The 20,461-nt window shown below is 36.1% G+C and carries 28 protein-coding genes; 23 read left to right on the top strand and 5 right to left on the bottom strand.

Annotated features, from left to right (window positions below; genetic code table 11):
* Positions 1-20: 20 nt before the first annotated feature.
* Positions 21-497 carry a hypothetical protein gene (locus tag GCU48_RS02620; protein ID WP_152378946.1) on the top strand — a complete coding sequence of 159 codons (477 nt, stop codon included), beginning with the start codon at positions 21-23 and terminating at the stop codon, positions 495-497.
* A gap of 182 nt (positions 498-679) precedes the next feature.
* Here the strand turns inward: GCU48_RS02620 and GCU48_RS02615 are convergent, their stop codons facing one another.
* Positions 680-967, bottom strand: a complete 288-nt coding sequence (locus GCU48_RS02615; RefSeq protein ID WP_152378945.1) for a hypothetical protein — start codon at positions 965-967, stop codon at positions 680-682.
* 171 nt (positions 968-1,138) lie between these two features.
* Here GCU48_RS02615 and GCU48_RS02610 point away from each other — a divergent pair, with 171 nt between their 5' ends.
* The 6 genes from GCU48_RS02610 (at position 1,139) to GCU48_RS02590 (ending at position 5,172) form a co-directional block, all read left to right on the top strand.
* The gene (locus tag GCU48_RS02610; RefSeq protein ID WP_010345194.1) at positions 1,139-1,342 is read left to right on the top strand and encodes a helix-turn-helix domain-containing protein; all 204 of its coding nucleotides are present in this window, start codon (positions 1,139-1,141) and stop codon (positions 1,340-1,342) included.
* Positions 1,343-1,605: 263 nt separating this feature from the next.
* Positions 1,606-2,226, top strand: coding sequence for a hypothetical protein (locus GCU48_RS02605; RefSeq protein ID WP_152378944.1), 621 nt, complete (start codon positions 1,606-1,608; stop codon positions 2,224-2,226).
* A 317-nt stretch (positions 2,227-2,543) separates the two neighbouring features.
* Entirely contained in the window at positions 2,544-3,425 is an 882-nt protein-coding gene (locus GCU48_RS02600) for a CPBP family intramembrane glutamic endopeptidase (protein ID WP_152378943.1), read from the top strand.
* Positions 3,426-3,444: 19 nt separating this feature from the next.
* Positions 3,445-3,588: a hypothetical protein gene (locus GCU48_RS26725; RefSeq protein ID WP_167518632.1), complete on the top strand. Its 144-nt coding sequence runs from the start codon at positions 3,445-3,447 to the stop codon at positions 3,586-3,588.
* 230 nt (positions 3,589-3,818) lie between these two features.
* Positions 3,819-4,565 carry a class I SAM-dependent methyltransferase gene (locus GCU48_RS02595; protein ID WP_152378942.1) on the top strand — a complete coding sequence of 249 codons (747 nt, stop codon included), beginning with the start codon at positions 3,819-3,821 and terminating at the stop codon, positions 4,563-4,565.
* 226 nt (positions 4,566-4,791) lie between these two features.
* Positions 4,792-5,172, top strand: a complete 381-nt coding sequence (locus GCU48_RS02590; protein ID WP_152378941.1) for a nuclear transport factor 2 family protein — start codon at positions 4,792-4,794, stop codon at positions 5,170-5,172.
* On the opposite strand, the gene GCU48_RS02585 is transcribed toward GCU48_RS02590, so the two are convergent.
* Positions 5,116-6,233 (bottom strand): IS3 family transposase gene (locus tag GCU48_RS02585; RefSeq protein ID WP_152378940.1). Its coding sequence is split into 2 segments (ribosomal slippage): positions 5,116-5,987 and positions 5,987-6,233, totalling 1,119 coding nucleotides; the frame shifts between segments, so codons are not numbered across the junction. The genes GCU48_RS02590 and GCU48_RS02585 overlap by 57 nt on opposite strands.
* A gap of 355 nt (positions 6,234-6,588) precedes the next feature.
* On the opposite strand from GCU48_RS02585, the gene GCU48_RS02580 reads away from it, so the two are divergent.
* A complete protein-coding gene (locus GCU48_RS02580; protein ID WP_152378939.1) occupies positions 6,589-7,170 on the top strand; it encodes a hypothetical protein in 582 nt (193 codons plus the stop codon).
* A gap of 167 nt (positions 7,171-7,337) precedes the next feature.
* Complete coding sequence (locus tag GCU48_RS02575) at positions 7,338-7,886, top strand: hypothetical protein (RefSeq protein ID WP_152378938.1); 549 nt, start codon at positions 7,338-7,340, stop codon at positions 7,884-7,886.
* A gap of 401 nt (positions 7,887-8,287) precedes the next feature.
* Here GCU48_RS02575 and GCU48_RS02570 read toward each other — a convergent pair whose 3' ends face one another.
* Complete coding sequence (locus GCU48_RS02570) at positions 8,288-8,713, bottom strand: exosporium protein C (RefSeq protein WP_152378937.1); 426 nt, start codon at positions 8,711-8,713, stop codon at positions 8,288-8,290.
* Positions 8,714-9,095: 382 nt separating this feature from the next.
* Between GCU48_RS02570 and GCU48_RS02565 the strand changes: the two genes are divergently transcribed.
* From GCU48_RS02565 to GCU48_RS02555, 3 genes are all read left to right on the top strand, one after another.
* Entirely contained in the window at positions 9,096-9,821 is a 726-nt protein-coding gene (locus GCU48_RS02565; RefSeq protein ID WP_152378936.1) for a YEATS-associated helix-containing protein, read from the top strand.
* Between the two features lie 728 nt (positions 9,822-10,549).
* Positions 10,550-11,236 carry a hypothetical protein gene (locus tag GCU48_RS02560; RefSeq protein WP_152378935.1) on the top strand — a complete coding sequence of 229 codons (687 nt, stop codon included), beginning with the start codon at positions 10,550-10,552 and terminating at the stop codon, positions 11,234-11,236.
* Positions 11,237-11,428: 192 nt separating this feature from the next.
* Positions 11,429-11,671, top strand: coding sequence for a hypothetical protein (locus tag GCU48_RS02555; protein ID WP_152378934.1), 243 nt, complete (start codon positions 11,429-11,431; stop codon positions 11,669-11,671).
* A 515-nt stretch (positions 11,672-12,186) separates the two neighbouring features.
* On the opposite strand, the gene GCU48_RS02550 is transcribed toward GCU48_RS02555, so the two are convergent.
* On the bottom strand, positions 12,187-12,936 hold the full coding sequence (locus GCU48_RS02550) for an SDR family oxidoreductase (RefSeq protein ID WP_152378933.1): 750 nt from the start codon (positions 12,934-12,936) through the stop codon (positions 12,187-12,189).
* Positions 12,937-13,176: 240 nt separating this feature from the next.
* Here GCU48_RS02550 and GCU48_RS02545 point away from each other — a divergent pair, with 240 nt between their 5' ends.
* The gene (locus GCU48_RS02545) at positions 13,177-13,746 is read left to right on the top strand and encodes a TetR/AcrR family transcriptional regulator (protein WP_152378932.1); all 570 of its coding nucleotides are present in this window, start codon (positions 13,177-13,179) and stop codon (positions 13,744-13,746) included.
* Between the two features lie 93 nt (positions 13,747-13,839).
* Here the strand turns inward: GCU48_RS02545 and GCU48_RS02540 are convergent, their stop codons facing one another.
* Entirely contained in the window at positions 13,840-14,247 is a 408-nt protein-coding gene (locus GCU48_RS02540) for a hypothetical protein (protein WP_152378931.1), read from the bottom strand.
* A 503-nt stretch (positions 14,248-14,750) separates the two neighbouring features.
* On the opposite strand from GCU48_RS02540, the gene GCU48_RS02535 reads away from it, so the two are divergent.
* From GCU48_RS02535 to GCU48_RS02490, 10 genes are all read left to right on the top strand, one after another.
* Complete coding sequence (locus GCU48_RS02535) at positions 14,751-15,200, top strand: GNAT family N-acetyltransferase (protein ID WP_152378930.1); 450 nt, start codon at positions 14,751-14,753, stop codon at positions 15,198-15,200.
* Between the two features lie 88 nt (positions 15,201-15,288).
* The gene (locus GCU48_RS02530; RefSeq protein ID WP_152378929.1) at positions 15,289-15,702 is read left to right on the top strand and encodes a GNAT family N-acetyltransferase; all 414 of its coding nucleotides are present in this window, start codon (positions 15,289-15,291) and stop codon (positions 15,700-15,702) included.
* Positions 15,703-15,826: 124 nt separating this feature from the next.
* Entirely contained in the window at positions 15,827-16,429 is a 603-nt protein-coding gene (locus tag GCU48_RS02525; protein WP_244316031.1) for a DMP19 family protein, read from the top strand.
* Between the two features lie 106 nt (positions 16,430-16,535).
* Positions 16,536-16,985 carry a hypothetical protein gene (locus tag GCU48_RS02520; protein WP_152378928.1) on the top strand — a complete coding sequence of 150 codons (450 nt, stop codon included), beginning with the start codon at positions 16,536-16,538 and terminating at the stop codon, positions 16,983-16,985.
* A 219-nt stretch (positions 16,986-17,204) separates the two neighbouring features.
* Positions 17,205-17,642, top strand: coding sequence for a hypothetical protein (locus tag GCU48_RS02515; RefSeq protein ID WP_152378927.1), 438 nt, complete (start codon positions 17,205-17,207; stop codon positions 17,640-17,642).
* A gap of 153 nt (positions 17,643-17,795) precedes the next feature.
* Entirely contained in the window at positions 17,796-18,377 is a 582-nt protein-coding gene (locus GCU48_RS02510; RefSeq protein ID WP_244316029.1) for a hypothetical protein, read from the top strand.
* A 29-nt stretch (positions 18,378-18,406) separates the two neighbouring features.
* Complete coding sequence (locus GCU48_RS02505) at positions 18,407-19,018, top strand: hypothetical protein (RefSeq protein ID WP_244316028.1); 612 nt, start codon at positions 18,407-18,409, stop codon at positions 19,016-19,018.
* An 81-nt stretch (positions 19,019-19,099) separates the two neighbouring features.
* Positions 19,100-19,513 (top strand): protein export chaperone secb, encoded by a 414-nt coding sequence (locus tag GCU48_RS02500; RefSeq protein ID WP_152378926.1) that lies wholly within the window; start codon positions 19,100-19,102, stop codon positions 19,511-19,513.
* A gap of 118 nt (positions 19,514-19,631) precedes the next feature.
* Positions 19,632-19,763, top strand: a complete 132-nt coding sequence (locus GCU48_RS28590; RefSeq protein WP_280116421.1) for a hypothetical protein — start codon at positions 19,632-19,634, stop codon at positions 19,761-19,763.
* Positions 19,764-19,854: 91 nt separating this feature from the next.
* Positions 19,855-20,409, top strand: coding sequence for a hypothetical protein (locus tag GCU48_RS02490; protein ID WP_152378925.1), 555 nt, complete (start codon positions 19,855-19,857; stop codon positions 20,407-20,409).
* Positions 20,410-20,461 lie beyond the last annotated feature (52 nt).

Genomic DNA, 20,461 nt, shown 5'->3' with positions numbered 1-20,461 from the left:
TAACTGAGAGGATTTCTGGGATGAAAGAAATTATAACAAAAATATCAGTTGAGAATCAGAATAGTAATTACCTAAAAGATGCTCATCCAACCATACTAATAGATGGAAAACCTTTGGATCATTTTATGAATGCATACTATCAGAATGATTACATGCTAGGTCTAATCCCAATGATCGTTGATTGGATGAATTTAGATGAAGAGTCTAAATTAGTAGAGTATCTATATGATTCGATGGATGAAACGAAGATATTACCTATATTAATGTGTTCAGATGACTGTGATTTATCATGTACAGTCGTCGTTGCAGAAGTAGAAACCATAAATAATTATATAAAGTGGAATCGAATAGGAATAGATAAGAATAGTCCTAAAGAAGTGATAGATAAGGAGGGATTTTTAGAGACAGGGATTGAATGGATAGATAACGTGCCAATAATGATTTTTGATAAAGAAAATTATAGATCATTGGATAAGATATACAAGCATAGAAGTTGAAGTGAACGGATATCAGAGAAGTTAGGTACAGCGTATAACATAATATTCAAGCTGCGGCTCCTTCGGAGCCTAGGTCTGCGGGATGAATTTCGGAGAGGCATTTCAGCAGACAACCCCTCCGGGGTTCATGAATACGAGAACGTTATATGACAGAACCAAAATGAAAAAGAGCCAGAAGGCTCTCAATCTAAAGATATATGTAATTCGTTATGCAGGTGAAGAGCATCCTTAAAACCTTGCAAATAAATTTCACGTTCTAAAATAGCTTGAACAGAAAGCTCAGCATCGTCGTAAAGGAATAGGGTCTTCTGTATATTCTCCGGTACTCCTTCATGTAACTGCTTGAAGTAGAGATTCCGTTCGGATGAGAACTGGTTGTAGCTGGGGTTGTTTTTGATAAGCTCGCCATATAAAGATTCAATTCGAGTATGAATCAGTGAATCAAGTAAGAGTTCTAAAGAATTATGCATTTTGAACACCATCCAATGTATTTGATTTTATGAATAAAAGTTCAACTTATTAAACATAATTTTATCATATCAAATAATTAAGTCAATACATGTTGAAGATGTTTTTGATAAAGAAAATATACTTTCATATAATTAAAGAAAAATTCACTTGATGTGTGAAAGGAATAGCAGATGATTAGTTATAAACCTTTTCAAAAATTATTGATCGACAGGGAGATTAAGAAGCAGGATTTATTGAAAATGACAGGTATTTCGTCTGCTACAATGGCGAAACTCAATACGAACGAATATGTGTCGTTAGAAGTGATTGATAAATTATGTGCGGCTTTAGGTTGTCAGCCAGGAGATTTATTGGAACATATAGCAGAACAATGACTTAGAATCAAGAATGAATGTTGGTTAATCGAAGAAGTGATTCTGTCATATAACATAGTATTCAAGCAGCGGCTCCTTTCGGAGCCTTGGTCTGCTAGAAGGATTTCAGGGAAGCATTTCAGCAGACAGTCCTTCGGGGCTCATGAATACAGGAAACGTTAACTGAAATGCCTGAAGAAATTTTTAAAAAACTATATTCATAAGGGTAATTTTAAACCAATAGAAGATTTAAATATCACTTGGTCAGGTGGATTGGTAATCATATGCAGAATAATAAATTAGCTTTTAAACGCCCTGCTTGCAAGAAAGTTCATGAACTTAATGCATTGAATATGAATGAAGATAAAAGTATTAGAATTAGTGGAGTGGATTGGGGAATAGAGTGGTCAGAATTTATGATGGAAGTGCCCAATCTTAACGAGAGACATTGGAAGAGATCTTCAATTATACCTAAAGTGGGATCATATAGGTCAATTCTTGTATCTCATCCATTTAATATGTCAATTGGGGATAAGATTTGGACTCTTTTTCAACCTGCTCTATCTTTATTTAATGGTTGGGATGATCATCCTGAAGAAATAAATAACTCAGCCATGGTAAAGTTTTGTTTTGAGAGTATTATATCTCAAAATGAGAAAGAGGCATGGATAGTTATACGAATTGAAGATGTTTTATTACTAAAAGAAGCAGATATACGGCTACAACTACGTGAAAGTCCAGGGATTATGAACAATTTTGATTGTTATAATAGTACTCATATATTCACCTATGAAGAATGGCTCTATATTGATTCATGCTCACAAGGAGATATAGGAATCATGGGCACTATTAAAGAAGAAAGCCAATCACTACAATTTGATATTGGAAGGTTATTGGGATTTTAACAATAATTCGGTTTATTGTGGAAATATAAGTGTTTCTGAAAATGAGGTGAATGAACTAATTCACCGTGTAAATGATAAAAATAATTTGTAAGATAATTCAAAGAGGTCAGGCACATCAGTTAACAAAATGTTCACGCTACGGGGCATTTGCCCCTCGGTCCGGACAGATGCATTAAGTGCCGTGGGTATCAGCCGGACACATCCACACCACCTAACCGCGTCGCGGCCGCCCCGTTGGGGCTTAAGGTGTGGGACGTCGTGAACATATTTACGTTATCTGAAACCATGGTAAATCTAAGAGAAAGAAGGATAAAAAAATGGTTAATTTGTTTAAAAACAAGGAAAAGCGTGTAAGAACGGGATGGAAAATATTATTTGTATTAGTTTCAAGTATTTTTTTAGACTCAGTCATTAATTCTGTATTTTCTCTCAAAGTAAATAATAAATCACTATTTGGAGAGAATGGGTTTATTGAGCTATTAAGGTCGCCAAGTTTATTCTTTATAATTGTTGTTCTATTTGTTGTATTGAAAGTTGAAAGGCAGCAGTTATCGAGTATAGGTCTATGTATGTCGAAGAAATCAGTATGGCATTTTATTAATGGTTTTCTATATGGTGGTGGAAGCATTGCCATAGTATTATTTGTATTATGGTGTTTAGGGAATTTGACAATAACTAATAGCATATTTAATCCTCATTTTTCAGATTTTGAATGGGTGGTGTTGTTTACATCTTCGTTATTTCCTGGAGTAGGGGAAGAGTTGCTTTTTAGAGGTTATTTTTTGAATTTGATACATAATTCAATTGGTAGAGGCTGGTCGATTTGTTTAACTTCATTACTATTTAGTTTAATTCATGGAGGCAATGAAGGTTACTCTTTTGTAGCATTTACAAATATATTTATACTTAGTGTTGTCTTAGCATTTGTAACCATTAGAACTAAGACAATTTGGACTGCAATTTCTTTCCATATTTCATGGAATTTTTTACAAGGATCAATATTCAGTGTGCCAGTGAGTGGCCGTGAAACATCCGGGATTTATGGTATAAAATTAACCGGAAATGATTTGATTACAGGTGGTAGCTTTGGGATTGAAGGTAGTATTGTTACTTTAGTTGTTTTAGTTGTGCTAGCTATTATTCTTATGAATATTACAAGTGCTAATAATTGGAGGATATCAAGAACAATAAATATTTGAAAGTAATTCAAGGAAGACCATGGCATCAGATAACATCGCATTCGACGCTGTGGGCGCAGAGCGGCCTTGGTCTGTCCGAGGCATTTCGGGGAAAGTGATTCAGGCAGACACATCCCACCGCCTAACTGCCGCAAGCGGCAGCCGGTTCCTGGCGAAACCTTAAGGCACTAGGACGTCGTGAATGCGGGAACGTTATCTGAAATCAGCTAAATCATAGACACTTAATTTATGAGGTGAACACCTTTGGATGGACACCAGATAATGTTACAACTAATTTTATTCTTTCATTTATTGCTGCTTACTTTATTTCAGATAAATTAACTAAACCTAATAAATGACTAATAGGTAAACACCTGAGCAGCGAACAAAATTTATATTAGAGGAGGTCACAGGATGAACAAGCATAGTGTTTATGAAACAAACAGCTTCTATTGGGATACAAAAGGAAATGACTTTTTAGGAGCAATCGTACTTCCTTTTTATGGAGCATTTGTCTCAGAAGAAAAATGCCAACTTTTTGGCGATGTCTCAGGAAAAAAGATGTTAGAGATAGGCTGTGGAAATGGTCAATCCTTGCAATATCAGGGGGATCGCAAAGCATCTGAACTATGGGGGATGGATATATCAGAAAAACAAATTGAGAAGGCAAAACAACATTTGACGGCGTGTGGTCTTTCGGCAAAATTGATCTGTTCTCCCATGGAAGAAGAATGTGACATACCTGTAGATTATTTTGACTTTGTTTATTCGATTTACACTATAGGCTGGACAACCGACCTAGAAGGCACTTTTTGTCGAATTGCTTCTTATTTAAAAAAAGACTGCGTTTTTATTTTCAGTTGGTCTCATCCTATACACAAATGTGTTGTTGAAGAAAATAATAGATTTGCTTTTAACAAGTGTTATTTCGATGAATCTTGGTATTCGGTATCTCCTGATTTTTGTCAAGGCGCGCTAACCTTATCTGACCGTAAACTATCAACCTATATAAATGCGTTGGCGAAAGCAGGGTTTGTTATTGAACAAATGATTGAAGAAACCGAGAATGAAATCATACAATTGCACGATGAAAATAATGATTTCGTAAAAAGAGCGAAGATGTTTCCTGTAACCTTCGTTATCAAAGCAAGAAGACTTTAAAATTACTGAAGAAGCCCAAAATAAGTGAGTTAGTGGCTCTAAGGAGGGCTGACATCAGATAACATTATATTCACGCATCGGGCATACGCCCTCGGTCCGGCAGGAGGATTTCGGGGAAGCGGGGGCAGCCGGACACACCCAGCATTCGCTGGGCGTCGTGAATACGGGAACGTTATCTGAAATCAGGACAAATATGTAATATCAAAATCTAGGAGTGTGATTCGACTTGGAGAACTCAAATTTAAAAGATCTTATAGAAAAATACCTGAGCGCATATAACACGTTTAACATTGATGGAATGATAGGAGTTTTGAATGAGAATATTCATTTTCGAAACATTTCTAAAGGTGAAGTTAATTCGGAAACAAAGGGGATTCAGGAATTTCGCACATTAGCAGAGCAGTCAATTCAGGTATTTTCTCAAAGGCGTCAAGTAATAAAGAACATTACTTTCACAGGAGATAAAGCAGAGGTTGACATTGATTATGAGGGAATATTGTCCAGTGATCTCCCTAATGGAATGAAGGCAGGATGGACTGTCAACAGTAAATCAGACAACTTTTTTAAGGGCTGCAGCTTTGTACTGGACTGGCGTCATGTATCTTAATGTGCCGTGAATACGATGCTTGTTGAACCAGTTCACATAATCATATAATTCTAGTTTTAGATGATGAAGACTCTGGAAATTCATTTGGTTTACAAATTCTGTTTTCATCACTTTGTAGGTGGCTTCGGCCACGGCATTGTCGTAGGGACAGCCTTTCATACTTAGGGAACGGCCAATGTCAAAGGTCTCTAACAGTTCGTCCATGGTTTGGTTCCTAAATTCGCTTCCACGATCCGTATGAAACCACTGAATGTCGCTCAAATCGCCCTCTACCGTGGCAAAGGCACGGGAAATCAGAGCAGCATCTTTGTTGGGACCTGCACTATGGCCAATGATTTCACGATTAAATAAGTCGATCAGTACGCAAATGTAGTGCCACTTGTGCTGAACTTTCACATAAGTTAGATCGCTGACCACGAAACGTTTAGCTTCGGTTTGATCAAATTCACGCTTCAACACATTCGCCGTTGTTGCTTCGTTACAAGCGGTCTTGTGCGGCTTATACTGCGCTATCGTGTACGTGGACACGAGGCCCTGCTCTTTCATAATCCGTCCAATTCGACGTCTGGAAACGGTGTGTCCTTGCTCCTGAAGTTTGACTTTCAACTTGCGCGTTCCATACGCCTTTCGATGGGTATGAAAGATCTCTACGATAGTCGTAGTTACTTCGTCTTCGTTGTCTTTTTCTTTCGCTTCATAGTAGAACGTGCTTCTAGCGATTTGCAGGACTTCACACAATGCTGATACCGAGTATTTATCACTGTTTTGCTTAATGATTTTTACTTTCGTCCCATGATCAGCGCGGCTTGCTTTAAAATATCATTCTCCATCTTGAGTCGCTCATTTTCTTTACGGAGCGCAAGGAGCTCATTCTCTTCTGCAGTTCGGTTATCTTTTTCAGCGAATGAACCTGAGGTTTGAGCCTGCTTGATCCAGCGATCTAGAGCCGATGGGCTAAGCTCATACTCTCTCGCAATGGCTGCTCTCGGCTTTCCGTTGTCGTATAACTGAACCATTTGTCTCTTAAAATCCGCTGTAAATGTACGTCTTTGTCTTGGCATAGTAGATCCGCTCCTAATTCTAATGTTTTCATTCTACTAGCCCTTATTTTTTCTGTCCAACTAAATGTAACCGATCCAGGAGAAACATTAAAACTTCAAGGGAAATCAATATTTCAAATGAAAGATAAGAAGTTGATACTGATTGAAGATCATAGTTGAAACATTGTTGAAAGTTATTCATAGATTACCCTGAAATCAGATAACAATATATTCACGCATCGGGCATACGCCCTCGGTCCGGCAGAAGCATTTCAGGGAAGCAGAGACTGCCGGACACACTTGGCATACGCCAAGCGTCGAATACGGGAACGTTAGGCGAAATACTTGTAAAATCATAATTATAGGGGTTGTTTATGTGCTTGTTGTTCATTGGTCACCTGTGAATTACTCAAAAAACATCTTGAAAAACGGAATTAGAAAAAGTCAGAACGGGGTTTACTGCTTTCCTTTAACAGGACATATTGCATTGGATCGTTGGTGGATGAAAGCATTAAAGAGATTTAGAAGAGACGGAAAGAAATATAATGGATTTGTATTTAGAGTGGAAGAGTCTGATTTTCCTGCTTATTTTGGCCATTTTATAGGACACATGACAAGTGACAGAAGCGAAAAACCTATAAAAACGCTAATTGAATTAGGTATGGAAATACAGAATACAATCATTTGGAGGATCGGAGAAAGAACTGTATGGAATAATATCGAAGTACATAACCATGATCAGGATTTTTTAAAGCTGGGGAAGGAAGTAATTAAGAAAAACCCAGATGTTTATAAGGAAACTTTAACAGATGCAGCATTCATGGAATACATCCTAGAGGACTGTCAACTTGTTTTGACAAATTCTATAAATGCTAGTCGAATCATTCGGGTTATTTCACCAACTAAAGAGTTTGGAAAAGTCTTATACAAACAAAAGAAAGATGAGTATTGTGAGTGAAAACTCGAAGAGGGTCAGTGCTTCGGCTAACATAATATTCAAGCTGCGGCTCCAATGGAGGAAAGGATTCCGAAGAGGCATTTCAGCAGACAACTCTGACGGGTTCATGAATACAGATACGTTAGGTGAAATAGTTGCAATAAATATTAATTCGTGAGGTGAATTCAATGGGGCTTGATTATAGTTTTAAAATAGTTATGAATAAAAATGAAAAAGAAGATCTGTATGAATATATTAGGAAACATGGTTCTATAGACTATGGTAATTGTGCGTGTATTCATTTCGATATGGATTCATTTATATTAAAGTATCTTGAGGGTGGTTATGGTTGGAATCCTCATTATAACAAATTAGAAATATCAACTCACATAAAACCTGACGGTAAAGCCAGAATTGGTTGCATTTATATTTCTATCACGGAAATTGAGGGACAAAATGATGAGGTTGAAGTATTTTTAACTGCAGCCACTAGTGACATGAGTTTGTTATTTAGAGATTCTGTATCGATAAACAGATGGTTTATAGAACTTAGTAAGGAAATGAATTCAATAATAACATACATTGATATGGAGGATGAAGGGGTAAAGATCATTTACTTTAAGGGCTCCCAGATAGACTTAGAAATAAAGGGTAAGCAGCATTTAGGGGATCTTCGAAAGATTTTTTTTGATATTTTCAAAGAGTTTTATGTTCGCTACAAACATTTTGAAGAATGACTATGATAGTAACTCAATGAAGGCACCTACCTCGCCTAACATCGCATTGAACGGTCGGACCGGGACAAGCCAGGCCCTTGGTACGGAAGGGCGTTTCAGGGGAGCGGAATCACCGGACACATTCAACCGGCTAAGTGGCAGAGCCACCCGGACCTTCGTCCTTAAGTCATTGAACGTCGTGAATACAGAAACGTTATAAGAAATCAGTGCAAGAAATTAATTGATGAATTAACTAACGGGCAGTTATGCTTAGTGGAAATGAGCAAAAACAGCCCATCCTCTGACGAGGAACGAGCTGCTTATTACTTTTCTATCTCTTTTTCTATCTTGGAGTACCTATTCCTCAAAATTGAGGTTTTTACAGGGCTATCATTCAAGTACTGGAGATTGCAAATATGGTATTAAGTTCTCGTTTTAACGGCTAACCCACTAAACGATACAGGCCCAACAACATCGGCTCTTGTTTTTGCAGTAAGGTTTTCTGCTGTGACTGTGTAAACATGGGCACCGGCTTTTACATTTCTATCTTCCGCCTGGAACGTAACTGCATAATTTTGTTCAGAACCAGCAGATTCGATACCTTGTCGGGTGTTGAAAATCTCTCTTCCATCGCGGAAGATTCTAAAGAGTATTTGCGCAATGCCAGTGACACCTCGAACACCCACAGTTGCTACTAAATCTACCCGATTAGGTTGAGAATTGACTGGAATCCGTAAAGTGATTGTTGCAAGGAGAGATCTTGCTGGTGAACGTCGGATAGTAAATGAGTTTGCTAAGTTGAATCTACGGCGCGGTTGTACGGCAGCTTTATCAAGAATACGTACCAAAATATCAACTCCTCTTGTTTGATATCTCCATGATATGTTGGATACAAAGAGAATGATTGGACAATTATGTAAGATGTTTTGATTTGAATCAAATACATTATGAACAATGCTAAAGAGCAAATTACAGGTGGTGGTGAATAATTGTAAGGGGACGTACAAGAAATCCTAACCTACTACGTATTTCATAACTGTAACGTTACTAAATAATTATTATCCACCGGGAGCGCCTCAGCAGACATAGAATGATGTTAACGGGAAACGATAGTTAAAAAAATGATTTTGTATTTCGAAGAAGGCGCTGACATCCTATAACATAATATTCGCGCTGTGACCGTTGGCTCTTGATCTGCTAGAAGTTCTTTCGAAGAAGAGGAGACTACACATGAAACATTGGCACTACTTACTAATAATTATGGTTTTATCTGGTGGATTAGGTGGAGTAGTAAATTATCTACTAGAAGCAAACAGAGAAAGTCAGGAAACAAAAAAATATGAAATTATAAAATCAATTATAATTGGAATTTCGGCTGCCTTTCTTGTACCACTATTTCTGAACACAATTTCAAGTAATATTATTGCTGAAAGCAAAAATGATGTATACAAGTTATTTGTTATTGCGGGTTTTTGTCTACTAGTATCAATATCTTCAAAGCCATTTATACGGACTCTCTCAAATAAAATAATGAAGGAAATTGATGATGTTAAAAACGAAGTTAGTGATGTGAAGAAAGATGTAGAAACGATTATTGAAAATGAAACAGAACAAGATCTTCATGATGAAGATATAATTGAAGATGTCAGTGATAAAGTTAATCTAGAGGAGAAAGATGTAAATAGAATAAAAATATTAAAGGCTTTAACATCGAACCAATATACATATAGATCCTTAAGTGGTATTAGTAAGGATATTGAATTAGATATAGATGAAGTTAATATTACTCTTGGTGAGCTTTTTACAAAGGGTTTTGTTAATCAACAGCCTCGGGAAAAGGGGCTGAGATTCTATATTACTAAGGAAGGTAGAGAATATTTAGACTGGTACAATAAAACGTCCTATGCTTATTTACTTGAAAAACAACAAGGTAAAGGGAATCCTAGTAATTCATAGAAGTGTAGTTCTCCGCATAACATCGTATTCACGCTGCGTCGCCTATCGGCCCCCTGGTCTGCAAGAGGAGATTCGGAGAAGTGATTCAGCAGACAATCCTGCGAACCTAACCGCGTCACGGCGGCACCTGTGGGGCTTAAGGTTCTCGGAATCGTGAATACGGAAATGTTATGCGAAACTGCTTAAAGATGGAGGAATACCAGATGTTTTTGAATTCTCATGTCTTTGAGTTAGCCCAAAAATTAAATACAGAAGAGATTCACAAGTAATGGACAGGCTTAAGAAGAAATTCTGTATTCTATGGCTTGGTATGCTATATTAACAATTCAATTTCTTTATGTCTAAGTGATAATTATACAAGTTCAATATTGTTTTTAAGAAGAGCACGTAAAGAAATCATTAATATTGAAACCAATTCAAATAAGATTCAAGATCAATATGGAGATAAATATATTAAACTCTGTAATAATTATTTGAATGAGTTAGAGACATTTATAAAAGATAATCATTTAGTATCTGATGAAGATTTTGATTTTATTTTAAATAGAAAATAGTAAATATCGGTTTAAAAGAGTTTTCGAAGAAGCGTCGCATAACATAATATTCAAGCTGTGTCTCCTTCGGAGCCTAGGTCTGCGAGTTGGGTTTCGAAGAGGGATTTCAGTAGATAGCCCCTTTGAGTTCATGAATACAGAAATGTTATCAGAAAGACTATGAGGAGGGATATAATGAAGCTATTTCATGGAGAACAAGTCTTAATTAAAGAAAACAATCTTTTACAGCCACAAATACATACTCCTCTTGGAATAATTGAATTTTTACTCACAGTCTCTGATAACTTCTATTATCCAGAAAAAAGTTATAAACTCAAAAATGGTGGATCATTATATAAATATTATTATGATTCATTTGATTGTGAGCTAGTTGTCTGTAGACCCAAGCTCAATCTCGCTTTACATCTGACAGTAGAAGAATGTTGGGGAGCAGTATTTAGAATAAAGCCTTATGCGAACACTCAAATAAGTACGTGCAGCTTTTCTGCTTCTTGGAAGGAGGGTTACAGTTGGACAGATTATGGATCTAATACTGGGGAAGATCTTGAAGCTGTCGAATACGAGGATCAGGTATACCGTTTACACTTGGGGACACAAGACGGGGATATGTTAATGGCAAGAAGAAATCAAGGAGATATGATTCCTAAATCGCTATGTTTAAACTCTGACTTTGAAAAGTACGGTTTTATCTTAAGCTCTGATAAAGGCATTAAAATTCCTATGACACTAATTGATTCTAATGAGATATGTCAAGTACATTTTTTAATTGCTTGGAGTAAGAATATCAAAGAGGATGTTTCAACGTGGTTGGCTGTGGACCAGTTCTCAAATGAAATATTAAAGGGAGAAGGAATTTTGTAAATATCCTCAAAATTGTCATAGTCCATCTGATAACATAGTATCACACATCGGGAATACGCCCTCGGCCCGGCAGAAGGATTTCGGAAAGGAGATAGCTGCAGGACACCAGCATTCGCTGTGGTCGTGAATATAGAACCGTTAGATGAAAGCACCCAAATAAATAAAACCATCTAAAAAGGATGCAAAGAAAAAATGATTAAATCTATTAGTATTGATGAATGGAATGGGAGCACATTCAATGAAGAAATGGTTATGAATCCTATATGGGCAGACACTTTAAGATTTTTAAGAAAACTCGATGGAGATAAGTTTACATTAGTCTTTTTTGAGGTATCAGACACAGATTCAGCATTAGTTGGAGGCGGACCGGAATATTTTATAGTGTCTATTACAATTGATGGTAGTATATATACTCTTATGAATGATAAACAGTGAAACAGTGAAATTCTTTTGGTTGCTGGTGGTCAGTTAGGCAATTATTGCGATAACATTTGTATAGAATTAATTCCTATGCTTGAAGTAATAAAGTATTATTATGAAACTGGAAAACTACTAGAAACACATAAATGGAAACAAGAATAATAATTACTTCGAATGCAACTCGAAGAAGTGGGTTAACGTCATCTAACATCACATTCAACGCAGCGGGCCGAGACAAGCCCGACCTTTGGTCCAGAAGAGGCATTGAGAGGAGCGAATTCACCGGAGATATTCAACCAGCTAAGTGGCGGAGTCATCCGGCACTACGTGCCTTAAGCAGCTTGAACATCGTGAATGCGGAAACGTTATGTGAAATCAACAAAATTATTATAAGTGGTAAACATGGGTGTGACCGCTTGGCGCTTTTTCTTATTCCACGTGCAAGTTGCAGTAAAATGAACATGAAGTAGACGGAGATGAGTGTTTACTTCATGTTCGCCTAAATTTTTGAAAATTGAATTACAGATGGATCAATGGATCTTTGGAGGTTCAGAATTCATCGTATCGTTAAGCTGGGTCACAAAAACATTTTCGTTCGGGCCAGGGTTATTTCGAAACATTTTCGCTTCTTCCACCAAAACTTTGTCTGTATCCGTGCCAAGTATCTTTATTGTTGCATCAATGAATGAAGCAAGCGGCATCGCCCGTGGTTCATCGTTGTTGCTTTGAACCCATGGGGGCACAATTTCTATTACTTTTACCGATGTGTCTTTAAGCATGTACCTTTGGGACAGCGTATAGGTGTGAAGTGCTGCCTTCGTCGCGGAGTATACAGCAGTTGTCGCTAACGGTACAAATCCAAGTATTGAAGTCGTGTTGATGACAACCGCTTCTTCTTTGGACTTCAAATGCTCGATGAATGCAGAAGTCAATCGAATGGGACCTAACAAGTTTGTAGTGACAGTTGAAATCAAAACATCCTCATCATACACGCCCGCCGCGTTATCAGACTGTATGATGCCGGCGTTGTTAATCAAGACGTTTACATCCGGGTATTCTTCAATTAACTGCTTGGCGGCCGCCTCTATACTGGCAGGATCTTGTACATTCAATTCCACTGCGGACATGCCGGGATTCGCTTTGATCGTCTCCTCCAGACGCTCTTTACGTCGACCGGAGATAATAACTTTGTTTCCAAGATTGTGGAGAGCTATTGCTAACGCACGTCCAATCCCAGAACCACCGCCTGTAATAAAAATCGTGTTTCCTGTAAGTTTCAATTTTTAAACCCTCCTAATTCTTGTGAATAAATTCATCTCAAAGATTGTTAAAACAATAGCTTTCATGATTATGGCTTCTCTAAAATTGAACATATGTTGAATCATCAACATAAATTTTATAAAGTGAATGTATCAGAGCGATACATGAGGTTCAATGGTTAAAATAAGCGTGGTTGTTGATTTTTCAACAGAGGACTTCGAAATGTTCATTTTTTCGGATGGTACAAAGGGGAGAAGGATATGGACAGGTGTATTCAAAAATCGAGGCAAGCCATTATTGATGCTTTTATGAGGCTGATGTCAGAAAAGGAATTCGAGAGAATTACGATCAATCAAATTGCGGAGGAAGCGAATGTCAATCGTGGAACGGTTTATTTGCATTTCACTGACAAGTACGATCAGCGCGGTCAATGCATGGAAGCTCAAATTAACGAGTTACTACGCAATTGTATGTCTGAAGATAACTTCTTTCATGTCCCTTCCAAAACCGCACTACTGCACACGTTTGAATATTTGGAGCAGCATGCTTCATTTTACTCTATAATGCTGACGAACAAGGGAGGTACGGTTTTTCGGAACCAAATGGAGACAATGTTCCGGCAAAGTCTGAGCGAGCATCTGGATTCGATCAACCTCGATCAGGAAATGAACAGGGACATTATGGTGCAATTTTTAATTTCAGCGGCAGTGGGGGTATTGGAATGGTGGATTACCCGTTCAATGCCATATCCGGCAGCGGTCATGGTTGAACAATTTTGGAATTTGCTGAACTGTGGTGTCGAGGGACACGAACGAACATCGTCCAGATGAGCCTCTAATGTAGAGGCTTGTTTGAGACTGACACCATAATGAAGATAATAAAAAGGAATGTTTTCATTTTATACTAATATTAGAGTAACAGTGTCAAATATAATGTAACCATCTAATCGAATATTGAGCTACAGCAGATTTACTAACATCTTGATTAGGAAAAATAACCCTATAATATTGAGTAACTGCAGAATAAACATAGTCTATATCTATATACTTAGGACTTCCGATGCTTAAGAAACCACCAAGTCTTATATACCTAGCAAATATTGTGGGTTGATCATGAGAAATAGAAATTCTCACTGCTGTACCAATTCTATACATCTCTCCAACGCCTATTGTCACAGGTGTATTTGTAGAAAACATAACAAAAGATTCTTTTTCCGTCTGGTTTTGATTTATTGTTTTCACATAAAGATCACCGGATATTTCCAATGGCCCTCCATCCAAGTTGTGCCCATAAGAAATGCCGATTAATGTTACTTCAAGCATCACAGCCATTTCTACATCTCCTTATGACTTATTTCCTGCCAAAAAATCGACCATGGACTAAATTATTTTGTTACCGAAAGGCTACTGTTTCAAAAGAATAATTTCCATAGATGATCATATATCCCATAATTACACTCTTTTGATTATTCTGATCGATACGATTATATTCTCGAGATAATTCCAATATGTGAAAGTTTTAAAATAAAAAAAATTCGACTTAAAAGTTAGTGTTTGACGAAGTTATTCCATTTTCATCCTTATCCTTTACGTAAGCACTGATTTCAGTTTGGAGTCAAAAAAAAATTGCAGATTGATTTTGAATGCATAATGAAGAAGTTCGGTAACTTCTGATAACATAATATTCAAGCTTAAGAATCCTCACAGAGCTTTAACCTGCTGTGATGGAGTTCGAGGAGGCATTTCAGCAGACAACCCCTTTGGAATTCATGGATACGGTAATGTTAGACGAAACCTGTGCAAGAAAAGAATAAAAATTAATGTAGGTATGTTGGGTGCTGACATTAGAAAAAGCTAGAAAAAATGATGCACAAAAACTTGCTGAAATACAAAAGGCCAGTTTTGAGGATGAATCAAAGCATTTTAATATTAACGGAACCGTTGGGCCCATAGGATATGATTCCATAAGTTGGCAAGAAGAAATGATGCAAAATTGCGAATATTTCAAGGTACTCTTTAATGGAGAAATAATCGGGGGAGCTATGATATTTGAAGAGTGTAATCAAGTGCATAATCTAGGAAGAATCTTTATTGATCCAAATTTTAAAAATCAAGGAATCGGAACGAAGGTGGTGGAGAAAATTGGAAGTGAATTTCCAGATAGCACTGAATGGTGGCTGGATACTCCTAGCTGGAGTGTGAAGAATCATCACTTTTATTCAAAGTGTGGGTTTACTAAGGTTAGAGAAGAAGGTGACTTATACATTTTTAAAAAGATTTTATAAACTTATGTAATGTACAACGTTATGAGACATAAATGCTAAGTGTTACCAAGAAGATATTTAATGAAAAGCGTGAAAGGGAGGATTTACAATGAAGATTGATTTTGCAATTGAATCAGATTGCGAGTATATCTCGTTAAGAGACAAGCACATACATAAAACACTGATAAGACCAAAAATAAAAGAAAATGAAATTCTAATAATTAGAGAATCCAATCAAGAAATAGGTTGGATGAGATACGGATTTTTTTGGGACAACACACCATTTATGAATATGATATGGATAGATGAGGAGTATAGAGGAACAGGTATTGGTAAAAAAGTTGTCCAGTATTGGGAAAAATTAATGAAACAAAAAGGATATGAAATGGTCATGACCTCAACACAGTCGAATGAAGGAGCTCAACATTTTTATAGGAAGCTTGGATATAGAGATGCTGGATGCTTAATGCTTGAGAACGAACCTCTGGAAATAATACTGACAAAGGAGTTGAACCAAAATTAACGTTGAGGAAATTAATGAAGGAAGTGACCTTTAAAATATAATATTCAAGCTGCGTCTCCAAGGGAGCCTAGGTCTGCGAGTTGGGTTTCGAAGAGGGATTTCAGCAGACGACCCCTTTGGGTTCATGGATACAGAAACATTAGACGAAACCATGCAAAACCAAAACTATGAAATCAAGGTGAATATGATGAGCACCCCAAATCATGTTATAAAGCTACTAATTCCGCCCCATAATAACTTTTCGGCTGCAGATCTTGTGGAACACATTGGTAGTGTTATCTACGGAGAAGAGGCTGGCTCAATAAGAGACATGATTTATGAGGTACCCGAATCTGTGAGGACTATTATTTTGTTAATAGACTTCGATACAGAATTATCAATGAATGGGATTCTTGGGTTTCTGGAAAACTCTACCGGAAAGTACTTGAATGAAACAATTTCTACTTTAAAGCTAATTAAAGCAGAAAAAGATTTGTCTATTCTGGAGGAGATAAAAAAGCTCATTGAAGATATTAATTTTAATGGGGAAATAAAATTAGAACCTTATCAAGTTACAACAATTGAAGAGAGACATGACATTAATGATAGGATACTTGAAAGAATTAAAGAGTTGGCCGACGGGCTTTATATATATTCAATAGATAGAGATATTTTCGACTACTTAATTGATTATCTTTCTAACAACTGGATTGTATTGTTGAAAGAGCTTAAGGGTGTTTGTAAGTAACTCGCAGAAGTACGTGGTATTATCTAACCCAGCGTGCGCTGGGCGTGTGAATACGCCCAACAGTTGATTGGAACATGCAAATTAAATACGGTATGGAAGTGAATTGATGGAGGAACCAATTATAACTTGTATAGGTATAGGCGTATATGCTCATGCACTTACAAGGGGCAATAAATACATCGTAAAAAAAGAAGAAGGGGATAAGTATAGAATTATTGGAAATCATGGAAAAGCAGTTTGGATATCAAAAGCTCATTTTATTGAAGGAAATATAGAAGTGCCTTATTTAGAAAAATGGAAGTTTGATGATGATCCAAAGGAGTTTGATTTGGTGGAGGTGACCCTTACTTTTTCGGATGGAAGTGAACGATGGAGTTTGGTGGCAACCCCTCAAAAATTAGTAAATCACTTTGAAAAAGAAATGGAAATACCAGGGTTTAATATTAAACATCTAATTATAACGAAAACAATGGACCATGATGATATTGAAAAAATATTAAAATATTTAGAGGCCAATGATGAATTAATAGAAGCAAGCAGAGCGTTGGAATGTTGATTTGGAGAGAGCAGAGGAACCGCATAGCATCATATTCAAGCTGCTTCTCATTCGGAATCTTGGCCTGCGAGTTGGATATTGAAGAGGAAGTTTAGCTATTTGAGCACCTTATTAGGAGGGAGAACCATGATAGATCCTCAATAAATTTTACCAATTATCAGAAGATTTGAAGAGAATAAATTAACTTATACACTTGGTGGAAGTGGATTGTTATATTATTTGAACTTAACAGATGTAGTGAATGATTGGGATATCATGGTTGAATGTCCAAAAGACATATTGCTTAAAGCTATAGATGGATATGATTGGATAGAATTGAATAGTGGAGATTACCCTTTTGCAAGTAAATACAGAATACAAATTACTTCATTAAAAATAGATATAATGGGGGGATTTGCTTTTTACACTGAAGGAGAAGTAGTTCAACTGCCTACATTGTGCATTCCACATAGAGAATGGGATGGAATAAAGATATCAAGTCCTGAAATCTGGTATGTAGCCTATTATTTAATGAGCAGAGAAGAGAAATCGAATTTAATTTTAGGTTACTTACAAGCACATAAAGAAATTGTAGATAAAGATTTGATAAGAGATTTATTGAAGCATAATGGTTTGAATTATAAAATTAGGGAAGAACTTGGTAAGTTAATTCGATGACAGCGCCAACAACATTTAACATAATACTCAAGCTAAAATTGCATTGGAACCAAGGTCTGCGGGATGAATTACGAAGGGGAATTTCAGTAGACAGCCTATGGGAGATGAAATACAAGAACGTTATAGGAAAGTGATGCAAACTATAAAAAGAGGGTGTTAAAGCTGTTTGGTTTATTTAAGAAAAAAACAATATTTGAAGATCAACTAAACCAGCTTTCTGAAGTGGGCATCTTCATGAGAGCAGAGTTAAAGAAAGAGTTACTTTTAGAAGAAATTTCAAGAAGTGAATATGAAGAAGATCCCTACAACTTGCTACTACTTACTTTAGGTGGAGAAGTTGAAGTGAATGATGAATTTATAAATGTATCTGATGAAATTTGGTATTTGGATGCTGAATGTATTGAGGACCATGGAGACTATGCAAGAGTAATAATGCGATTAGAAAGTATGACAAAACTTAATTTAAACAAGATAACGGATTACGTAGATATTCAGAATAATACTGCATGGGTCTCTTTTGAGTATAAGAATGAACTTATAAGATGGGAAATGAAAGTATATGATGATTGGTTGGATATGGAGATATTCAAGAAATTTAATGAGTTAATAAAGACTAAGCAATCCATGAAATTGTATATTTCAATTTTAGGTCAAGGCTGCCTAGTGGGCTATTTTAATAAAAAACAAGTAATCGAATTAAATAAATTAACAAAATATAAATTTGAAGAGTATTAGTGAAATATGACTATAAAGGAGCCAAAACAATGAGTGAATTGACTTCAGGAAGCTTATCACTATTGAAATATAAAGAGGCAATTCTTGAGCATGATCCTATATACGCGGAGAATTTAAATGACAAATGGTTTGTTTTTGTAACCAAAGATACAGAAGAAAGTGAAGAAATTCCGGAAAGTCTATTTCAAATTTCAGAAAAAATCCCAGTCTTATATTTTTATAATTTTGAAGATCACTGTTGGGGATACCGTGTGGTTTACAATTCACAGGAGATAGCAAGTCTTCATATATCATATGTGTTATTAGATACTTCAATTATTAAGCTTGCAGAAGAAAGATATCCAGAGGAAGATCACATTGAATTTTTATATGTCGATCCTAGAGGGGACAAAATCAGAATTGAATTAATTGAAGAAGTTCTGAGATCTAATGAATACAATGAAAAAATAGCAAAACAGTTTACAAATTGCAATCTAAAAACATTTAGATTTTTTGAACTGGATAATGAACAAATAAAACAATTAGACGGTATTTTGAATAATAATTACTATACACAATTAGAATCTGAGCATCAGTTAGTAGAAGAGTTTAAAGATTTATTAAACATTGAGGAGATGAGTTGGATACGAGCGATAGAATGAATGAAAATTAGAAGCTAATAGATAGTGAAGGCTCGTAGATACAAGAACGTTAGGTGAAATGAGGAATGTTAGGAGACTTGCATGAATTACGATGAAGTATTCTTTAATGATGGAAGTCTAAGGGATATTTATGTATTGAATACAGACATTCAAGTATGGGCTTTAATTTTTGATTATTTGGAGGATGTTGGGATTAATTATCGAGTGACTATAGATGGACTAATAACAAGAATTAGGGATATTGCTGAATTGTTAAAAATTAAAAAAGAAGCAAGTATTGGGATAACTATTGAATATAGTGAAATTGATATCTGTGAGCATTTTTATGAAGGAAGCGTTATTGAATTTGATATTTCACCAATACAGATAGACTCAGAGAAAAAAGTAGATTTACTCATGAACTTCCTAAAAAACCTAAGTCGAAAACTAAACAAAACGATAATTATTACCCCAGAAATGACTATGGAAGAGGTGCTAGTTCGAGTAGAGCCCTAAAGGGAGATTAAATTAAGTAATTCACACTGTGGTCGCTTTCGCTTCCTTGGTCTACGAAGGCATCGGGCGTTATGACCACAGAAACATTATCTGAAATACGGCAAAATAAGAAGAAGGTTTGGGACAAGAACCTAGTGATGTTTCAGAAGTTCTTAATAATTTGTTGTCTAGAGGATTAAACGAAACGGAAGCTCAAAAACAATATGAAGCAGAAGCAACCTTTTCTAAAGAATTCAGTGATGAATCCTGATTAGTATATGCACCTAATATGAAGATTTCTTTTGGTATAGTACAGAGATTTTAAAAGTAGGCTGTATTTAAAAAACATAGTGGGAGGTTATATGGGAACGGATATTTGGTTTTTTGTAGAGAAAAGACACTTCAGAGATGAATATGAACAAATTGATGGTACATGGAGAAAAATTAAAAAGAGTAAGGCAGAATTAAATGATACTGCTACTTGGGTAAGTGCTGATAAGTGGAATGTTAACCCTGATTACTATCTGTATCCTGAAGACAAGACTGCTAAATTGAAACCAAGTGATCCTTATGAATTTTATAGTGGGGATAGAAACTATGATTTATTTAGTATTCTATCGAATACTAGGAACGATCATAATCTAAAGTTTATATCTTTGCCAAGAGGTCTTCCTGTGGATATTTCCCCTGAATTGAATGAAATTGCATCCGATAATAAAAATGATTTTTATGACCACAGTTGGCTATTATTGAAGGATTTGATTAGTTTTAAATGGGATGAAAATTATTATTGTGATCAATTTATGGAATATAGAAATATTATGGATACATGTTCGGGGTTTATCAATGAAACAATTCCAAAATTATTGAAATTAGGGGATGCCGAAGATGTAAGAGTGATTTTCTGGTTTGGTTAGTACAGAACATTCATTTTATTTAGCTGGTTAATTGCGGATATTAGAATGCTAG

Source organism: Paenibacillus brasilensis (genome assembly GCF_009363115.1).
Lineage (GTDB): Bacteria > Bacillota > Bacilli > Paenibacillales > Paenibacillaceae > Paenibacillus > Paenibacillus brasilensis.
Note: the sequence above shows the minus strand (reverse complement) of the source record. Positions and strands in the feature narration are given on the sequence as shown.